We start from the raw sequence: 18743 nt of genomic DNA on the forward strand, positions 1-18743 counted from the left end.
TAACTGCCGCAGCCGCGCCTCCACGCTTGCGCGCTCGGCATCCACACGCCACCGCGCCCCCGCGGCGGCGCCCGTCCAGAGGGTGGCGCCGAGCACGCCGGACAGAATCGCCGTACCGCACTGCGCGGCCCGACGACGTCGCAACGCCTGCGCGAGCCGCTCGCGGTACGGCAGCAGGTTGAAGCCGCCCGGCTCCGCACGACAGGCCGTCACTCCCACACCCCGCGCAATGCCAGCCCGAATGCGACAGCCAATGCCGAGCCGCCCGGCATGCCGGCGGGCGGACACGGTTGCCCGTTCCAGCCCGTACAGTCGAACGGCACCGCAACCGCGCCGAGCACGTCGCCGATCTCGGCGACGGACGTATCGAAACGGGCGATACATCGCTCGTCGCCGGCCACGAGCACGCAACACACGGCCCCGAGCGAGCGCCGGCGCAATGCATCGGGAAACGCCCCCGGCACGGCGCCGGACAGCGTCAGCACCGGTACGGCCAACGGGCCGTCGATGCGCCAGCCGTACACGCCCGAGTCATGAAACCAGAGCGCCGCGTAGGGGCCCGCCTGCGCGTCGGGTTCGAATTGCGCGGCATGGCGCAACGCACGCAGCGCAGCGGCAGACTCGCCGTCGACCACCGTCAGGTCGACACCGGCCTGCGCGGCTACGTCGATCCGCCGTTCGAGCAGCGCCAGCGGGGCCACGGCAATCTCGATTTCGCCCGACCCCGCGCCGCCATCCTGCCGCCAGTCGAACGCGAGACTGTCGGGTGCCAGCCCCGAGATGCGTTCGGCCGCCTGCCGCGCGGCGTCCTCGATGTCGTCCCGCCCGGCCAGGTCCAGCGTCGCGGTGCGCATCTCGTCATCGTGCAACGCCATCACGCCGCGCGCGTCGCACCGCACGCCGGCCGCCGAGAGCCTCGACACGGCTGCGGCCAGCGCACGCGCGACCGCCGCCCAGCGCGCATCCTCGGGCCCGCCAGCCAACCCGACCGGCTCCCGCTCGAGCCCCTCGACGCACACCTGAGCGCCCCGGCCGCGCCGGCTCAGCACGACCACCCTCACCTCGTCCGCACCAACGTCGATTCCCATCGACCGGTGCCCGCCCTGCGCAAACCGCGCTCCCCATCGTCCCGCCATCCCAGCCTCCCGAAATCGTCGCGGCCCATGCCGCGTTTCCGAGACCTGATTCTGCAAAGCGGCGCGTGCGGCCGACAGTCGGCCTAACGGCCAGCATCCGCTCCCGACGCCCGCGCGCGGGCTATGCTGGAAGTACGCCAGCCCGCGGCTTCGGGGCGGACGGCCCCCGCGTCAGGACCGGTCTTACCGGGCAGCTATAATCGCGGGACTGTTTTCCGGTATGCCTATGCAATCCACGACTCCTACGTCCCCGCCTCCCGCCCCGGAGCCGAAGAAGCGGCCCTGGTGGCAAAAAGTCCTGCTCGGATTCGCCACCATGTGCGTGGCGCTCGTCGTGGCCGGCGGCCTCGTGCTCGGCTACGCGCTCGTCGTTGCGTGGCCGAACATGCCGTCGCTCGACGCGCTGACCGACTATCGGCCGAAGGTGCCGCTGCGCATCTATACGTCCGATCACGTGCTGATCGGCGAATTCGGTGAAGAGCGCCGCGACGTCGTCCATTTCAAGGACGTGCCCGACTCGCTGAAGAAGGCGATCCTCGCGATCGAGGACGCGCGCTTCTACGATCACGGCGGCGTCGACCTCACCGGCATCGTCCGCGCCGGCATCGTCGCGCTGACGAACGGCCATGCGTCGCAGGGTGCGAGCACGATCACGATGCAGGTCGCACGCAACTTCTTCCTGTCGAGCGAGAAGACCTACACGCGCAAGATCTACGAGATGCTGCTCGCGTACCGGATCGAGCGTGCGCTGACGAAGGATCAGATTCTCGAGGTCTACATGAATCAGATCTATCTCGGCCAGCGCGCGTACGGCTTCGCGAGCGCCGCGCGGGTCTATTTCGGCAAGGACCTGAAGGACATCACGCTCGCCGAAGCCGCGATGCTCGCCGGGCTGCCGAAGGCGCCGTCCGCGTACAACCCGGTCGTGAACCCGAAGCGCGCGAAGGTGCGCCAGGAATACATCCTGCAACGGATGCTCGAGCTGAACTTCATCTCGCGCGAGCAGTACGACGAGGCCGTCGCACAGCCGCTCGTCGTCAAGGGGCCGGGCCGCGATTTCAGCGTGCACGCCGAGTACGTCGCGGAAATGGTCCGACAAATGATGTACGCGCAGTACCGTGAGGAAACCTACACGCGCGGCTTCAACGTCGTCACGACGATCGACTCCGCGGACCAGCAGGTCGCGTACACGGCGCTGCGCAAGGGCATCATGGATTACGAACGCCGGCACGGCTATCGAGGGCCGGAAGGCTTCATCGAATTGCCTGCCGGTGCCGACGACCGCGAACAGGCGATCGACGATGCGCTGCTCGAACACCCCGACAACGGCGAACTGATTGCCGCGGTCGTCACGGCCGCCAGCCCGCGGCAGATCACGGTTGCGTTCATCGACGGCAGCAATGCGACGATCGAAGGCGACAACCTGCGCTTCGCGTCGGGCGCGCTGTCGGCCAACGCGCAGCCGAATCGCCGCATCCGCCCGGGCGCGATCGTCCGCGTCGTGAAGAACGACACCGGCAAATGGTCGATCACGCAGTTGCCGCAGGTCGAGGGCGCGTTCCTGTCGATCGTCCCGCAGGACGGCGCGATCCGCTCGCTCGTCGGCGGCTTCGACTACAACAAGAACAAGTTCAACCACGTCACGCAGGCGTGGCGGCAGCCGGGTTCGTCGTTCAAGCCGTTCATCTATTCGGCGTCGCTCGACAAGGGTCTCGGGCCGGCAACCGTGATCAACGACGGCCCGCTGTATTTCAGCGCGGCAGAAACGGGCGGCCAGCCGTGGGAGCCGAAGAACTACGGCGGCGGCTTCGAAGGCCCGATGTCGATGCGCACCGCGCTGCAGCGCTCGCGCAACCTCGTGTCGATCCGGATCCTGAACCACATCGGCACGAAGTACGCGCAGCAGTACATCACGCGCTTCGGCTTCGACGCCGAACGCCATCCGGCCTACCTGCCGATGGCACTCGGCGCAGGCCAGGTCACGCCGCTGCAGATGGCGGGCGCGTACTCGGTCTTCGCGAACGGCGGCTACCGCGTCAATCCGTACCTGATCGCCGAAGTCACCGATCCGAACGGCGCGATCGTCGTGCGCGCGCAGCCGCTCGTCGCCGAGCAGAACGCACCGCGTGCGATCGACCCGCGCAATGCGTACGTGATGAACAGCCTGCTGCAGAGCGTCGCGCAGCGCGGCACGGGCGCACGGACCAACGTGCTGAAGCGCACCGACCTCGCGGGCAAGACCGGCACGACGAACGACTCGCACGACGCGTGGTTCGCCGGCTACCAGCACACGCTCGCCGCGATCGCGTGGATCGGTTACGACAACCCGCGCAGCCTCGGCGATCGCGAAACGGGCGGCGGCCTGTCGCTGCCGGTCTGGATCGACTACATGGGCGCCGCGCTGAAGGGCGTGCCCGAGTTCAAGCCGACGGTACCGGACGGCGTCGAATCGCTCGGCGGCGAGTTGTACTTCACCGAGTTCGCACCGGGCCACGGCTTCGTGTCGACGGTTGGCGTACCGCAAGCACCGGCCGCGCAGAACGTCGACGCAACCGTGCCGCACGTCGACGAGCAGGAAAAGCAGGACATCATGAACCTGTTCGCGCACTGACCACCGGCACGGACATGAAAAAAGCGCCCCGCGGGGCGCTTTTTCTTTGGCACGACGCGTCGGGGCGCGGCCCCGGCTTCGGCCCGGGCTGTTACGGCGCGCTGAACGTGATCGGCAGGCCGGCCTGCTGCGTCGCGAATTCGGTGAGCGCCGAGAAAAACTCGGTACCCGTGCGCGTATCGCGCCATTCGCCGTCGATGAAACGGTAGTGGAAACCGCCCGCCTTCGCGGCGATCCACACTTCCTTCATCGGCGGCTGCAGGTTGACGATGATCTTCGAGCCGTTCTCGAACGTCAGCGTCAGGACGCTGCCGTTGCGCTCCAGATCGATGTCGTGATCGCCGTCGTTGGCGTCGTCGACGGTACGCTCGACGGCCGCCAGTACGGCCTCGGCACGGGTCAGGTATTCGGTATCGGACATGCTAAACTCTATCGGTTCAATTGTTCAGGGACGATCATGCGAGTCGTTTTCCGGATGAGCGCGATTGTAGCGGCTTTGGCGATTCTTGCCGGCTGCGGTCAAAGCGGCGCGCTCTACCTGCCCACCGTGCCTCCGATGCCCAAGCCACTTCAGCAGCAGGACGCACCGCCGTCGGACGTGAAGCCGACCGATGAAAACGCGTCGTCCGACAGTGTGCCCGATTCGTCCGGTACACCGCTCACGCTGTCACCCGAATTGTCGAGCGGGGCATCGTCCATGCCCGCTCCGGCGTCGAGCCCGGCCGTCTCGAAGTAACGACGCGCCGCCTGCACGGCTCACGAAACAAGGCGATGACTTCCCGGTCATCGCCTTTTGTTTTTTCAGGCTGCACCGTCACGCGCGCACGCGCCGCCATCCCCATGCAATGAGCCGCCAGCCGAGCAGCGCGGCGACGATCGCCGCATACAGCTTCGGTTGTGCGAGATTGTGCTTGCCGGCCCTCATCCACCAGAAGTGCAGCACACCGAACAGCGCGATCGCGTAGATCGCGCTGTGCAGCGTCGCCCAATGGCGGCCGAGCCGGCGCACCATCGCGCGCGGCGACGTTGCCGCGAGCGGAATCAGCAGTACGAACGCCGCGAAACCGACCGTGATGAACGGGCGCTTGCCGACGTCCTTCAGGATCGCGACGACGTCGAACCACTTGTCGAACCACAGGTAGGTCGTGAAGTGCAGCGTCGCGTAAAAGAATGCGAACAGCCCGATCATCCGGCGAAAGCGCAACAGCGTGGCAAACCCGGTCATGCGCCGAAGCGGCGTGACGGCGAGCGTGACGCACAGCATCACGAGCGTCCAGAGGCCCGTCGAGCGGGTGATGAACTCGATCGGATTCGCGCCGAGCCGGTCGGTCAGCCCGAACAGCACGAGACGCGCGAGCGGATAAAGGCCGGCCGCGAAAACCAGCACCTTGGCCGGCGCGAGCCAGCGTGGGGCAGCGGGACGGACCGCACCGGCCCGCGCGGCACGTGCAGCCGGGCTGGCGCCGGCCGTGGGCGCGGCCGTCAGCGTCGAAGGAGGCATGTCGTTTCTCACCGTCGCCCTCAGAAATTCTTCTTCAGGTCCATGCCCTGATACATCGACGCGACGAGATCGCCGTAGCCGTTGAACATCAGTGTCTTGCGCTTCGGCGTGAAAAAGCCGTCCTCGCCGATGCGCCGCTCGGTTGCCTGGCTCCAGCGCGGATGATCGACGTTCGGGTTCACGTTCGAATAGAAGCCGTACTCGTTCGACGCGTATGTGTTCCAGCTCGTCTTCGGCTGCTTGTCGACGAAGCGGATCTTCACGAGCGATTTCGCGCTCTTGAAACCGTACTTCCACGGCACGACGATCCGCACCGGTGCGCCGTTCTGGTTCGGCAGCACTTGCCCGTAGACGCCCATCGTCAGCAGCGTCAGCGGATTCATCGCCTCGTCCATCCGCAGGCCTTCCGAGTACGGCCAGTCGAGCACGGGCGTCGAGAGGCCGGGCATCTGCGACGGATCGGCCAGCGTGATGAACTGCACGTATTTCGCGTTGCCGGTCGGTTGCACGCGCTTGATCAGCTCGGACAGCGGCACGCCGATCCACGGGATCACCATCGACCATCCCTCGACGCAGCGCAGCCGGTACACGCGCTCCTCGAGCGGCGCGAGCTTCAGCAGTTCGTCGAGATCGAACACCTTCGGATGCAGCACCTCGCCCTCGACGCTCACGCGCCACGGGCGCGGCCGCAACGTACCGGCGTTCTGCGCGGGATCACTCTTGTCGGTGCCGAATTCGTAGAAGTTGTTGTAGGACGTGATGTCCTTGAACGGCGTCACCTTGTCGGCCGCGACGAACTTCGGATTCGTTTTCGCCGCGAGCTTCGCGGCCCGCGCATCGGGCGACGCATAGGCGGCCAATGCTGCGCCGCTGCCGCCGAGCAGCCCGCCCGCTGCAGCGAGGCCGGCCGCCTGCAATACGCGCCGCCGGTTCTCGAAGACCGCACGCGGCGTGATTTCGCCGGGTGCGATATCGCCGCCGGTCAGTACGTTCCGCAAAGGGCGTTTGATCCACATCGTGCTGCTCCTCCTGCATGCGCCGCGCGCAGCTTCATGAGCGTTCGACCCGACCCGTCTTGCGCCGTTCGACGCCCGGACCGCCCGCCCGTTACAAAAGAAAACCGCCGGGCACGCAGTGCACCGGCGGTTTCATAGTCGGACGAACAGCGGAAATCTTACAGCTTGCCGTAGCTGTGCAGCCCGGACAGGAACATGTTGACGCCGAGGAACGCGAAGGTCGTCACGAGCAGGCCCGTGAGCGCCCACCATGCGGCCACCGTGCCGCGCAGTCCCTTCATCAGACGCATGTGCAGCCACGCCGCGTAGTTGAGCCACACGATCAGCGCCCAGGTTTCCTTCGGGTCCCAGCTCCAGTAGCCGCCCCATGCTTCGGCGGCCCACAGCGCGCCGAGGATCGTCGCGATCGTGAAGAACGCGAAACCGACCGCGATCGACTTGTACATCACGTCGTCGAGCACTTCGAGCGTCGGCAGGCGATCCGCGAGCACGCCGCGCTCCTTCATCAGGTACGCGACCGACACCATCGCCGACAGCGCGAAGCTGCCGTAGCCGATGAAGTTCGCCGGCACGTGGATCTTCATCCACCAGCTCTGCAGCGCCGGCACGAGCGGCTGGATCTGCTGCGCGTCGCGCGCGACCGAGTACCACATCAGGAAGCCGACGGCCGCACTGATCACCAGCAGCACGAACGCGCCGAGCGCGCGCGTGCCGTAGTGGCCTTCGTAATACAGATAGAGCAGCGCGGTGATCAGGCTGAACAGCACGAACACTTCATACAGGTTCGACACCGGAATGTGCCCGACGTCCGCACCGATCAGGTAGGACTCGTACCAGCGCACCATCAGGCCGGTGAAGCCCATCAGCACGGCGACCCACGTGAGCTTCTGGCCGATCGCGGAGCCCGACTCCGAGCGCGCGAGCAAGCCGATCCAGTAGAAGATCGTCGCGAGCACGAACAGTGCACTCATCCACAGGATCGCGGACTGGCTCGACAGGAAGTACTTGAGGAAGAACGCCGAATCGGCGCGCGCGAGATCGCCCTGGTAGATCTGGATCGACAGCAGCGCCAGCACGGCGATCGACGCCATCATCAGCCGCGCGGGCTTCCAGCGCCAGCCGAGCGCGATGAGCGCCGGCACGGTGCCGATCATCACCGCCTTGTCGTAGTAATCCATGTGCTCGTTGTAGTGCACGAGCGCATAGCCCGCGCCCACCACGAGCGCCAGTGCGAACAGCCAGTCGAGCAGCGACAGGCGCGCGAGGAACGGACGGTCGTCGAACAGCGGCGCCGTAACCGGAGCCTGGGCCGACGCCCGATGGGAAGAGGAAACTTGCGTGAGATCCATGATGTTACCGGGTGGAATTCTCGGAATCGGAACCGCCGCCGGCAGGCGGACGGGCCGTCGATGCCGCACCGGCCGGCGCGGCGTCGCGAGGTGCGGCGTGCAAGGCGGCACCGGCCGCGTCGCGCGTCTGCACGAATTCTTTCTCGAAATCGAAGGTCTTGCGGGCCGAGGACATTGCCATCACCACATCGACGCCCGAACCGGCGTCCTTCAGCCAGAACCAGAGGCGCCGCTCGCGCACATAGAACATCGAGAAGATGCCGGCGACCAGCAGCAGGCTGCCAAGATACACCAGATTCTTGCCGGGTGCGCGCGTCAACTGAAATACCGAAGCTTGCACCTGCTTGAATGAATCAAGCTGCAAATAGACCGGCGATCCATACAAAAAGCTGTCGGATAGCGCGTTGATCGCGTTCTGCACGAAGCGGATCGTGTCGGTGCCCTGCTGCGCCGCCGGCTCGCCCGCACGCTCGCGCGCGATCTGCCAGACCTCCCACATCGAGCCTTCGAGCATCCGCAGCAGCAGGCTCGCGGCCTTCTCCTGCTCGGCCTTGGGCACCGAGCGGTCGATGAACGTCGCCACGGCCTGGAAGCCGCCGATCGGCTGGCCGTCGGCGCCGCGGCCGACGCTGTCGTCGCTCGCCGCAAAAAGGGTCAGCACCTTCAATGCGCTGTCCTGCAGGCGGCTGCGCAACGATGCATCGGTGCCCGGCAGCGAACGCTGCGCGAAGCGCGCAGCGGCTTCGGCACGCGCGGACGGATCCTCGAGCGCGGCGCGCAGGTGCATCCATTCGCCGATCGAATCCTGGCTGTCGGCCGGAATCCGCATGTAGCGGAACGGGTCGTTCGGGCTCGCGCGCACGCCGGCGAGGAACACGCGCTCGCCCTTCATGTCGACGGGCAGCATGTAGTTGTTGAATTCGCGCGCCTGGCCGTCCTTGCCGCGGATCTTGTACTGCACGGACGGGCCGATGTTGTGGAGCTGCGTCGGCTTCGACGTCTTCGCGCCGGAGCCGAGGCGTTCGTCGAACACTTCCTTCAGCGAGCTCGTCGTCGCGACACCGCGCACGTCCGGCTTGCCGTTCGCGTCGGCCATGTTCTCGACGTTGATCGCGCGGAAATCTGAGAACTCGATCGTGTCGCCATCGTTGCCCGGCATCTGCAGCGGCGCCGAACTGCCGATCGTGCCCTTCACGGGGAAGGTCTTCGCGTTGCCGCCCGTCATCGGGTAGGCCGTCATCTGCATCTGCGAGCCGCCGTCCTGGAAGCTCGACTGGTAGATCGACACGCCCTTGTACGTGAACGGCTTGTTGACCTCGACGCGCGCCGGGATCTTCTGGCCGGTCTCGCGATCGATCACGACGATGTCGCTCGCGAACAGCTTCGGCATGCCCGTCGTGTAGTAGTCGACGATGAACTTGTTGAGCTGGATCGAGAACGGCAGGTCCTGGATCAGCGAGCCGCTCGGCTGGTTCAGGATCGCGGTCGACACGAACTGCCCCTCGGGCACCCACGCGTAGCCGCGGAACGTCGGGTTCGACGCGGACAGTCGATGGTCGGGCGAGATCTCGCTGATCGTCGCGCTCGTGTTGACCGGGCTCTTGCCGAACATCCACATCTGGAATTTGATCGGCAGGTTGCTGTCGAGCAGGCCGCCGATACAGATCACGACGATCGCCAGGTGCGCGGAGATGTAGCCCCACTTGGTCATCGCGCCGCGCTTCGCGGAAATCAGCGTCGCGCCGTCGTTCTCACGCACGATGTGCTTGTAGCCGGCCTTGGTGACGAACGTGGCGAGCGTCGCCGCGACCGTCGCGCGGGTGCCGGAAGTCGTGTATTCGGCCTTGTGGTGGAACGCGCGCAGGCTGCCTTCGCGAACCTTGTCCTTCCAGCTCTTCGCATCGGCGAGCATCTTCGGCGCGTTGCGGATCACACACAGCGAGATCGACACGACGAGGAAGATCAGGATCAGCATGAACCACCACGCGCTGTACACGTTGTACAGGCCGAGCGAGCGGAAGATGTCCGCCCAGAACGGCCCGAACTGGTTCACGTAGTTCGGATACGGATCGTCCTGGGTCAGGACCGTGCCGATGATGCTCGCAATCGACAGCACCACCAGCAGCGCAATTGCGAAGCGCATCGAGCTCAGCAGCTCGACCGCGCGCTTCGACGCACCCTGACCCGACTTCGACTGCAACCCCGACGTGGTAACGCTCATTCAAACTCCGACTAAGGGGAAACAGCCCCCAACGCTCACTATGTTCGCTTTGGGGGGCGCAGCCCCCCATTCCCAGCATGCCTCTTCATCCTGGCTGGCTTGGCTCGGCCCGGCGAGTGCTGACAACAAAAAAGGGTAAGGCGACCGCAATAGTGCGGCGCCCCACCCTTTTCTTGTTCTGACGCCGGCCGCCCTTCGGGCGCCCGGTTATTCTCGCGGCTGGCCGCTCAACGCAGGCCCGCGATGTAATCCGCGACGGCCTTGATCTCGTTGTCCGACAGCCGCGTCGCGATCTGATGCATCGCCTCGTTGTTGTTGCGCGCGCCGGCACCCTGCTGGAACGCGGTCAACTGCGCGACCGTGTAATCGGCCCATTGCCCCGACAGACGTGGGTACTGGACCGGAAGCCCCTGCCCGGTCGGCCCGTGGCAGCTCGCGCAGGCGGGTACGCCCTTCTCCGCGATGCCGCCGCGATAAATCTTCTGGCCGATCGGCACGGTCGCCGCATCACGTGCAGTGCCGAGCTTCGTCGTCTGCGCTCCGTAGTACGCGGCGACGTTGCGCATGTCGTCCGCGCTCAGCGCGCTCGCGAATCCGACCATCACCGGGTTGGACCGCACCGGCCCCTTCGCGCCCGGCTGCGTCTTGAAGTCGTTCAACTGCTTGACCAGATATTCGGGATGCTGGCCGGCAAGCTTCGGGAAACTGCCCGACGCGCTATTGCCGTCGGCGCCGTGACACGACGCGCATACCTGCCCGGCAATTGCCTTGCCACGGTCGAGATCCGGCTTTGCCGCATCCGCCGCGTTTGCCTCCGCTACGAAACCTACGAACCCTGCTGCAACCTGAAGCACCATCAGAGACTTGCACAGTCGATTCATTCGCACACCCTGTTTCGTCTTGTGGGAATTTGAGGTTCTGCAAAAAACGACGGCGTTCAGTCTACCGCAGAAGCTACATAAAAGCGCGAGGCAGGCGCCCGGTAGCCTTCGGCAAAACCGCCGTATTGTACAATATCGTGCTGAAAGCTCCCGCGCCTATCGGGGCTACCCCGCCTCCACCAAGCGGCTCGCGCCGCCCGTCCTTCCGGTTCCCATGGCCTTTCTGCTCCATCAAGCCCGCTTCTACACGACCGTCAACCATCTGCGCGACCTGCCGCCGACGGTTCAGCCGGAAATCGCGTTCGCGGGCCGCTCGAATGCCGGCAAGTCGACGGCGATCAACGTGCTGTGCAACCAGAAGCGGCTCGCCTTCGCGTCGAAGACGCCCGGCCGCACGCAGCATATCAACTACTTCTCCGTCGGCCCGGCCGCCGAGCCCGTCGCGAATCTCGTCGACCTGCCCGGCTACGGCTACGCGGAAGTGCCCGGTGCCGCCAAGGCGCACTGGGAAATGCTGCTGTCGTCCTACCTCGCAACCCGCTCGCAGCTTTGCGGCCTGATCCTGATGATGGATTCGCGCCGTCCGCTGACCGATCTCGATCGCCGCATGATCGAGTGGTTCGTGCCGACCGGCAAGCCGATCCACACGCTGCTGACGAAGTGCGACAAATTGACGCGGCAGGAAAGCATCAACGCGCTGCGGACCACGCAAAAGGGGCTCGATGCGTATCGTGACCAGGGCGTCCAGGGCAAGCTGACGGTCCAGCTGTTTTCAGCAATGAAGCGCACGGGGCTCGACGAGGCGCACGAGCTGATCGAGAGCTGGCTGCGGCCGTCCGTCGCCGACGAAGAAAGCGCGCCTGTAGCACAATGATCGGGCAACGCGCGGCCGGGAACGGCGGCGCGCACCTGACGGCGCCTGCGGATTCGGCCGGCTCATAAAAAAACCCGCCGTTGAACGGCGGGTCAAACAGCCTAATCGAAAAACGACAGGCACCCGCTCAGGGAGGAGAAGCGGGGAGCTGCACGCGACGCGTGCCGCTCGATCGCTATCATATACCAACGCTCCCGAAAATGACCTAAGGGTTCCGTAAGGTCTTACTGCCCTGATTTCTACCCAATCGCCATGAGCTTCCATCCGCTTCATCGTCCGCGCCGGATGCGCCGCGACGACTTCTCCCGGCGCCTGATGCGCGAAAACCGCCTGACCACCGACGACCTGATCTATCCGGTGTTCGTCGTCGAAGGCACCAACGAACGGCAGCCGGTGCCGTCGATGCCGGGCGTCGAACGCGTGTCCGTCGATCTGCTGATGCACGTCGCCGAGCAGTGCGTCGAACTCGGCGTGCCCGTGCTGTCGCTGTTCCCGGCCATCGACCCGTCGGTGAAGACGCCTGACGGCCGCGAGGCGGCCAATCCGGAAGGCCTGATCCCGCGCGCGGTGCGCGAGTTGAAGAAGCGCTTCCCCGAGCTCGGCGTGCTGACCGACGTCGCGCTCGATCCGTACACGAGCCACGGCCAGGACGGCGTGCTCGACGAGAACGGCTACGTGATCAACGACGACACGATCGAGATCCTGATCGATCAGGCGCGCGCGCAGGCAGAAGCCGGCGTCGACATCGTCGCGCCGTCGGACATGATGGACGGCCGCATCGGCGCCATCCGCGAAATGCTGGAAAGCGACGGCCATATCCACACGCGGATCATGGCCTATTCGGCCAAGTTCGCATCGGCGTTCTACGGCCCGTTCCGCGACGCGGTCGGTTCGGCATCGAATCTGGGCAAGGGCAACAAGATGACCTACCAGATGGATCCGGCGAACAGCGACGAAGCGCTGCGCGAAGTGCGCCTGGACATCGACGAAGGCGCCGACATGGTGATGGTCAAGCCCGGCATGCCGTACCTCGACATCGTGCGCCGCGTGAAGGACGAGTTCCGCTTCCCGACCTACGTGTACCAGGTGAGCGGTGAATACGCGATGCTGAAGGCCGCTGCAATGAACGGCTGGCTCGACCACGACAAGGTCGTGCTCGAATCGCTGCTCGCGTTCAAGCGTGCTGGCGCCGACGGCGTGCTGACGTACTTCGCACTCGACGCCGCGCGTCTGCTGAAAGCGCAACGCTGATTGCCCGCCTGCAGGCGGAAAGAAAAACGGCGGGACACTTCGGTGTCACGCCGTTTTTTGTTTGCCGTCGATCGTGGCCGCCTGCCCTTGTCGATCGTCACCTCATGCCACGCAAGCGCGCCGATACGCCACCGGCAAGCACCCGGCCGGCACGGTCATACCGTCGGGACCGCAGCCCGGTCGAGGCTGCGCAGGAACGTCTCGGCGGCCTGATAGCCAACCACGCGCCCGATCTCATTGCCGCTGCGATCGAAGAAGATGATTCCCGGCGGCCCGAACAGGTTGAAACGCTTCAGCAGCGCCTGGTCGTCCGGATTGTTCGCGGTGACGTCCGCGCGCACGAGGTGAAGCTGCGCGAGCCGCGCCTGCACACGCGCGTCGGTAAACGTCAGATGCTCCATCTCCTTGCAGCTCACGCACCAGTCGGCGTAGAAGTCGAGCATCACCGGCTGGCCCGCCGTCTTGAGCAGCGTGTCGAGCTCACCACTCGAGCGCACCGATGCGAACGCGGGCCCGTCCTGCGCTGCGGCCGCGCCTGCCGTCGCAGCGCCGCCTGACGCAACCGTGCGTGCCGCCAGCACCGCCAACGGCCTGACCGGATCGGTCGATCCCGCGGCCAGGCCGACGAGCAGCGTGGCCGCCCAGATCGCGAGCGCGGCGCCGACACCACGACCGAGGCGACGCCAGATGGACGCGGCGCCGGCATTCGGCGTGAACAGGCCGAGCGCCGCGGCCGCGATCAGCAGCCACAACGCCGCGAGCACCATCTTCAGGCTACCGGCAAGCACCGGCCACACGATCCACAGCGCGGCCGCGAGCAGCACGATGCCGAAGAACACCTTCACGCCGTCCATCCATGCGCCAGCGCGCGGCAGCACCGTCCCGGCACCGACGCCGACGACCAGCAGCGGCACGCCAAGCCCGAGCCCCATCGCGAACAGCGCGGCACCGCCGAGCAGCGCATTGCCCGTGTGCGCGATGAAGGCGAGCACCGCGAACAGCGGCGCCGTCATGCATGCGCCGACGACCAGCGCGGACAGCGCACCCATCGCCGCGACCGCGACGAAATGGCCGCCCCGGCGCGCGCTCGACGCGTCGGCTGCACCGCTTTGCCAGCGCGCGGGCAGCGCGATGTCCTTGCCCGAGATCAGCGATACGGCAAACGCGGTCAGCAGCACGCCGAACGCGCCGAGCACCCAAGGGTTCTGCAGCCACGCGCCGAGGCTCTGGCCGACCAGCGCCGCGGCGATGCCGAGCACCGTATAAACCAGCGCCATGCCGACCACATAGGTCAGCGACAGCGCGAAGCCGCGCGCATGCGTCGCACGCGTGCCCTGGCCGATGATGATCGCCGACACGATCGGGATCATCGGGTACGAACACGGCAGCAGGCTCAGCACGACGCCCGCGACGAAATACAGCACGACGATCGTGAAGAAACCGTGCCCTTCGAGCAGCGACTGCGCGAAATCGGCGCTCGTGACCTTGTCGAACCAGTTGCCCGCGCCAGCCGTATCGCCGGACGACGAGGCAGCGCCCAGCGCGGCGCCGTCGACCTTCACGACGTGCTCGGCCGGCGGATAGCAGATGCCCTCGTCCGCGCACCCCTGCGACGTCACCGCGAGCTCGAACGCGCCCGACGCCTGCTTGACGGGCACATGCACGACGACTTCGTCACGGTAGGTCTCGACGTCCTTCTGGAACGTCTGGTCGAACTTCACATGGCCGGCCGGGAATTGCGGATCGCCGAGCGTCGCCTGCCCGTTCTTCACCGCGAATGCGAACCGCTCGCGGTACAGGTAATAGCCGTTGGCGACCTTGAAGCGGACGTCCACCTGTCCCGGCGATTCGCTCGCGCTGAACTTGAACGCAACCGCCGGATCGAGGAAATCGTCGGCCGCGCGCGCGACCGACAGGCCGCCCAGCACCAGCATGAACGACAACAGGACTGCGAGGAACCGTAGCGCGCGCACGCGCATGGGAAGCGCCATACCGTTAAACATGAAATAGACGTTGAGTTTCGCTGGTCACCCACTGACCGTACGCGGCCGATGCCGTCGTCTGCCACGAGACGATTTCGGGCGTCTCGTAAGGATGATGCGCGAGAATAAATCGCTCCAGTTCGAGCGCCCGCACGGGGCTCGTCTTGAACAGCAACTGGATCTCGTCGGCCGTTTCGACCTTGCCCTGCCAGTGGTAGCGCGACTTGATCGCACCGAGCTCCGACACGCACGCGGCAAGCCGCGCATCGAGCGCACCGTCTGAAAGCGCGTTGGCGGTCTCGGCGTCGGGCACCGTCGTCAGCATCAGCACCACTATCATCCGCGCCCTCCTGGCTGGTCTATCGGCTCCTGCCGACGCGGATTGCCCACCTGGGGAGCGCGCTGGCTGCCCCGTATCGTAGCGCACCCCGCACAACGCTGCCGGCACCGCCCTGCGACAATCGATCGCAGCCGGCGCCTGAAAAACAAAAAGGGCCAAGCAATTGCTCGGCCCCTTTCAGATACTGCTGCGTACCGGAAGCTTACTCAGCTTCTTGCACGTTTTCCGTTTCGTCGACTTCCGGACGATCGAGCAGCTCGACCAGTGCCATCGGTGCGTTGTCGCCCACGCGGAAGCCGAACTTCAGCACGCGCAGGTAGCCGCCCGGACGGTTCGCGAAACGCGGACCGAGCACGTCGAACAGCTTCGCCACCGAGTCACGATCGCGCAGGCGGTTGAACGCCAGGCGACGGTTTGCCAGCGACGGCTTCTTGCCGAGCGTGATCAGCGGCTCGACGACTTTACGGAGTTCCTTCGCCTTCGGCAGCGTCGTCTTGATGACTTCGTGCTCGATCAGCGAGTTGGACATGTTACGGAGCATAGCCAGACGGTGGCTGCTCGTGCGGTTCAGTTTCCGCAGACCATGACGATGGCGCATTTCAGTTTCCTTGATTCAAAGTTTTGATCCAGCTCTTCTATCGCACCTCGAAGGGTGCACGGGCCGGTAACGAAAAAAAGCAAGATGCGGATTTTAAAGGAAAATCCGCATCTTTGCCAACTACAGCTTCAACCAGGCTTACTTGTCGAGACCAGCCGGCGGCCAGTTTTCGAGCTTCATGCCCAGCGTGAGACCGCGCGAAGCGAGCACTTCCTTGATCTCGTTGAGCGACTTGCGACCGAGGTTCGGCGTCTTCAGCAGCTCGTTTTCCGTGCGCTGGATCAGGTCGCCGATGTAGTAGATGTTCTCGGCCTTCAGGCAGTTCGCCGAACGAACCGTCAGCTCGAGATCGTCCACCGGACGCAGCAGGATCGGATCGATCTGCGGTGCACGCGACGGCGCTTCGGCTGCCGTTTCCGTGCCTTCCAGCGCCGCGAACACGGACAGCTGGTCAACCAGGATGCGGGCCGATTGACGGATCGCTTCTTCCGGCGTGATCACACCGCTCGTCTCGATGTTCATCACGAGCTTGTCGAGGTCGGTACGCTGCTCGACACGTGCGCTTTCGACAGCGTAGCTCACGCGGCGAACCGGCGAGAACGATGCGTCGAGGACGATGCGGCCGATGATCTTGGCCGTGTCTTCGCCGTAGCGACGGACGTTGCCGGGCACATAGCCGCGACCCTTTTCGATCTTGATCTGAACGTCGAGCTTGCCGCCCTTCGACAGGTGTGCAATCACGTGATTCGGGTTGATGACTTCGCAGTCGTGAGCCAGCTCGATATCGCCGGCCGTGACAACGCCTTCACCTTCCTTGCGCAGCGTAACCGTCACTTCGTCACGGTTATGCAGCTTGAACACCACGCCCTTCAGGTTCAGCAGCAGGTTGACGACGTCTTCCTGCACGCCATCCAGCGTCGAGTACTCGTGCACCACGCCCGCGATCGTCACTTCGGTCGGCGCGTAGCCAACCATCGACGACAGCAGCACGCGACGCAGCGCATTGCCCAAGGTATGGCCGTAACCGCGTTCGAACGGTTCCATGACCACCCTCGCGTGGTTCTCGCCCAGCGATTCCACGGCGATGATCTTGGGTTTCAGCAAACTGGTTTGCATGGGCTTTCCTTTTCAATACCCTCGGCTCGTTACACCGATAAGGCTGACCGGTAACAACCAGAAAATAAACAGCCGAGGCCCCTCCTTGCGTAACGCAATCGGGGTACCTCGGCCGTCAATCGGATTAACGCGAATACAATTCGACGATCAGGCTTTCGTTGATGTCGCCTGCGATGTCAGCGCGTTCCGGCATTTGCTTGAACGTGCCTTCGAACTTCTTCGCATCGACTGCAACCCAGCTCGGCATGCCGCCTTGCTCGGCCAGCGACAGCGCTTCGACGATACGCGCCTGCTTCTTCGCCTTTTCGCGGATCGCGACGATGTCACCCGACTTCACTTGCTGCGACGGGACGTTCGCGACGACGCCGTTCACGGTGATCGACTTGTGGCTCACCAGCTGACGCGCTTCAGCGCGGGTCGAGCCGAAGCCCATGCGATACACGACGTTGTCGAGGCGCGACTCGAGCAGTTGCAGCAGGTTTTCACCCGTGTTGCCCTTGCGGCGGTCGGCTTCGGCGAAGTAGCGGCGGAACTGACGCTCCAGCACGCCGTAGATGCGCTTGACCTTCTGCTTTTCGCGCAGCTGCGTACCGTAGTCGGACGTACGTGCGCCCGAGGTACGGCCGTGCTGACCCGGCTTGCTGTCGAGCTTGCACTTGTCGGCGAGCGAGCGGCGTGCGCTCTTCAGGAACAGGTCGGTGCCTTCACGGCGGGACAGCTTGGCCTTGGGGCCGATATAACGTGCCACTTTGCATTCCTCTATCAATCAGTCACGCAGATATGAATCCGCGCTAGTTCGCGCCCTTTGGGGCGAACGGTGGGCTTAGTCAATCAAAAAAGCAACGCCCGTCGACGCTACGCGGCGACAGGCAATGTGCTAGCACGAACGTGCCAGCACACCTTTAGATACGACGACGCTTCGGCGGACGGCAGCCGTTGTGCGGAATCGGGGTGACGTCCGAAATCGCGGTGATCTTGATGCCGAGGCCGTGCAGTGCGCGCACTGCCGACTCACGACCCGGGCCCGGGCCCTTGATCCGCACTTCCAGATTCTTCACGCCGTATTCCATCGCGACGCGGCCAGCCGACTCGGCTGCGACCTGGGCAGCGAACGGCGTCGATTTGCGCGAGCCCTTGAAGCCCTGACCGCCCGACGTCGCCCATGCCAGTGCGTTGCCTTGGCGATCGGTGATCGTGATGATCGTGTTGTTGAACGACGCGTGAACGTGAACCACGCCTTCAGCGACGTTCTTCTTAACCTTCTTGCGAACGCGTTGCGCCGCGGTGTTCGAAGCCTTAGCCATTACGTTTTCCTGTAACTGTCAGTTCCGCTTACTTCTTCAGCGCTTGCGCTGCACGACGCGGACCCTTGCGAGTACGTGCGTTCGTACGCGTACGCTGACCGCGCATCGGCAGGCCCTTGCGATGACGAACACCACGGTAGCAACCGAGGTCCATCAGGCGCTTGATGTTCATCGTCACTTCGCGGCGCAGATCGCCTTCGACGACAAACTTGCCCACTTCTTCACGCAGCTTTTCCAAGTCTGCGTCGGTCAAGTCCTTGACCTTCTTCGAAAAATCGACGCCAGCTGCCACGCAGATGCTGCGCGAACGGGTGCGGCCGACACCAAAGATTGCCGTCAGGCCGATCTCGGTGTGCTGGTGATTCGGGATGTTAACCCCTGCGATACGAGCCATTGTTTTTCCTCAAACAAAAAGCGCAAACAAACGCGCGGTCAGCCTTGGCGCTGCTTGTGGCGCGGATCCGAGCTGCAGATCACGCGAACGACGCCTTTGCGCTTGATGATCTTGCAATTGCGGCAAATGCGCTTAACCGATGCCATCACTTTCATGATAATACCCTTTT

General features: G+C 64.9%; 19 protein-coding genes and 1 pseudogene. 4 read left to right on the forward strand and 16 right to left on the reverse strand.

Going from position 1 to position 18743, the window contains the following annotated elements; genetic code table 11:
* A pseudogene (locus G3O06_RS22500) lies at positions 1–213 on the reverse strand (fimbrial protein); the annotation flags it as partial.
* Positions 210–1136 (reverse strand): competence protein ComA, encoded by a 927-nt coding sequence (locus G3O06_RS22505; RefSeq protein WP_205817559.1) that lies wholly within the window; start codon positions 1134–1136, stop codon positions 210–212. The gene G3O06_RS22505 and the pseudogene G3O06_RS22500, both read right to left, overlap by 4 nt.
* A gap of 220 nt (positions 1137–1356) precedes the next feature.
* Here G3O06_RS22505 and G3O06_RS22510 point away from each other — a divergent pair, with 220 nt between their 5' ends.
* The gene (locus G3O06_RS22510; protein WP_174918475.1) at positions 1357–3747 is read left to right on the forward strand and encodes a penicillin-binding protein 1A; all 2391 of its coding nucleotides are present in this window, start codon (positions 1357–1359) and stop codon (positions 3745–3747) included.
* 91 nt (positions 3748–3838) lie between these two features.
* Here G3O06_RS22510 and cyaY read toward each other — a convergent pair whose 3' ends face one another.
* Positions 3839–4168, reverse strand: a complete 330-nt coding sequence (gene cyaY / locus G3O06_RS22515) for an iron donor protein CyaY (protein WP_174987439.1) — start codon at positions 4166–4168, stop codon at positions 3839–3841.
* Positions 4169–4204: 36 nt separating this feature from the next.
* Here cyaY and G3O06_RS22520 point away from each other — a divergent pair, with 36 nt between their 5' ends.
* On the forward strand, positions 4205–4483 hold the full coding sequence (locus G3O06_RS22520; protein WP_205817560.1) for a lipoprotein: 279 nt from the start codon (positions 4205–4207) through the stop codon (positions 4481–4483).
* A gap of 78 nt (positions 4484–4561) precedes the next feature.
* Here G3O06_RS22520 and msrQ read toward each other — a convergent pair whose 3' ends face one another.
* The 5 genes from msrQ to G3O06_RS22545 form a co-directional block, all read right to left on the reverse strand.
* The gene (gene msrQ, locus G3O06_RS22525) at positions 4562–5248 is read right to left on the reverse strand and encodes a protein-methionine-sulfoxide reductase heme-binding subunit MsrQ (protein ID WP_174999020.1); all 687 of its coding nucleotides are present in this window, start codon (positions 5246–5248) and stop codon (positions 4562–4564) included.
* Positions 5249–5268: 20 nt separating this feature from the next.
* Positions 5269–6264 (reverse strand): protein-methionine-sulfoxide reductase catalytic subunit MsrP, encoded by a 996-nt coding sequence (gene msrP, locus G3O06_RS22530; protein ID WP_174919060.1) that lies wholly within the window; start codon positions 6262–6264, stop codon positions 5269–5271.
* 158 nt (positions 6265–6422) lie between these two features.
* Positions 6423–7613, reverse strand: coding sequence for a c-type cytochrome biogenesis protein CcsB (ccsB, locus tag G3O06_RS22535; protein ID WP_174969756.1), 1191 nt, complete (start codon positions 7611–7613; stop codon positions 6423–6425).
* 4 nt (positions 7614–7617) lie between these two features.
* Positions 7618–9834, reverse strand: coding sequence for a cytochrome c biogenesis protein ResB (locus G3O06_RS22540; RefSeq protein WP_174987432.1), 2217 nt, complete (start codon positions 9832–9834; stop codon positions 7618–7620).
* 227 nt (positions 9835–10061) lie between these two features.
* Complete coding sequence (locus tag G3O06_RS22545; RefSeq protein WP_205817563.1) at positions 10062–10715, reverse strand: c-type cytochrome; 654 nt, start codon at positions 10713–10715, stop codon at positions 10062–10064.
* A gap of 214 nt (positions 10716–10929) precedes the next feature.
* On the opposite strand from G3O06_RS22545, the gene yihA reads away from it, so the two are divergent.
* Together yihA and hemB are read left to right on the forward strand one after the other, a co-directional pair.
* On the forward strand, positions 10930–11589 hold the full coding sequence (gene yihA / locus G3O06_RS22550; RefSeq protein ID WP_174919063.1) for a ribosome biogenesis GTP-binding protein YihA/YsxC: 660 nt from the start codon (positions 10930–10932) through the stop codon (positions 11587–11589).
* Between the two features lie 252 nt (positions 11590–11841).
* Positions 11842–12840, forward strand: a complete 999-nt coding sequence (gene hemB, locus G3O06_RS22555; protein ID WP_174969758.1) for a porphobilinogen synthase — start codon at positions 11842–11844, stop codon at positions 12838–12840.
* A 155-nt stretch (positions 12841–12995) separates the two neighbouring features.
* Here hemB and dsbD read toward each other — a convergent pair whose 3' ends face one another.
* From dsbD to rpmJ, 8 genes are all read right to left on the reverse strand, one after another.
* Positions 12996–14843 carry a protein-disulfide reductase DsbD gene (gene dsbD, locus G3O06_RS22560; RefSeq protein WP_205817561.1) on the reverse strand — a complete coding sequence of 616 codons (1848 nt, stop codon included), beginning with the start codon at positions 14841–14843 and terminating at the stop codon, positions 12996–12998.
* Complete coding sequence (gene cutA / locus G3O06_RS22565; protein ID WP_174999006.1) at positions 14836–15162, reverse strand: divalent-cation tolerance protein CutA; 327 nt, start codon at positions 15160–15162, stop codon at positions 14836–14838. Before cutA ends, dsbD begins: the two co-directional genes overlap by 8 nt.
* Before the next feature lie 202 nt (positions 15163–15364).
* Positions 15365–15760 carry a 50S ribosomal protein L17 gene (gene rplQ, locus G3O06_RS22570; RefSeq protein ID WP_006477175.1) on the reverse strand — a complete coding sequence of 132 codons (396 nt, stop codon included), beginning with the start codon at positions 15758–15760 and terminating at the stop codon, positions 15365–15367.
* A 138-nt stretch (positions 15761–15898) separates the two neighbouring features.
* Positions 15899–16876, reverse strand: a complete 978-nt coding sequence (gene rpoA, locus G3O06_RS22575; RefSeq protein WP_006477176.1) for a DNA-directed RNA polymerase subunit alpha — start codon at positions 16874–16876, stop codon at positions 15899–15901.
* Positions 16877–17000: 124 nt separating this feature from the next.
* On the reverse strand, positions 17001–17624 hold the full coding sequence (gene rpsD, locus G3O06_RS22580; RefSeq protein WP_174919022.1) for a 30S ribosomal protein S4: 624 nt from the start codon (positions 17622–17624) through the stop codon (positions 17001–17003).
* Between the two features lie 154 nt (positions 17625–17778).
* Positions 17779–18180, reverse strand: a complete 402-nt coding sequence (gene rpsK, locus G3O06_RS22585; protein WP_004197937.1) for a 30S ribosomal protein S11 — start codon at positions 18178–18180, stop codon at positions 17779–17781.
* 28 nt (positions 18181–18208) lie between these two features.
* Positions 18209–18574, reverse strand: a complete 366-nt coding sequence (rpsM, locus tag G3O06_RS22590) for a 30S ribosomal protein S13 (RefSeq protein WP_006477178.1) — start codon at positions 18572–18574, stop codon at positions 18209–18211.
* Positions 18575–18612: 38 nt separating this feature from the next.
* Positions 18613–18729: a 50S ribosomal protein L36 gene (rpmJ, locus tag G3O06_RS22595; RefSeq protein WP_004199844.1), complete on the reverse strand. Its 117-nt coding sequence runs from the start codon at positions 18727–18729 to the stop codon at positions 18613–18615.
* Between the last annotated feature and the right edge of the window lie 14 nt (positions 18730–18743).

It is taken from the genome of Burkholderia sp. Ac-20345 (genome assembly GCF_017104825.1).
In the GTDB taxonomy this organism is placed as follows: domain Bacteria; phylum Pseudomonadota; class Gammaproteobacteria; order Burkholderiales; family Burkholderiaceae; genus Burkholderia; species Burkholderia lata_B.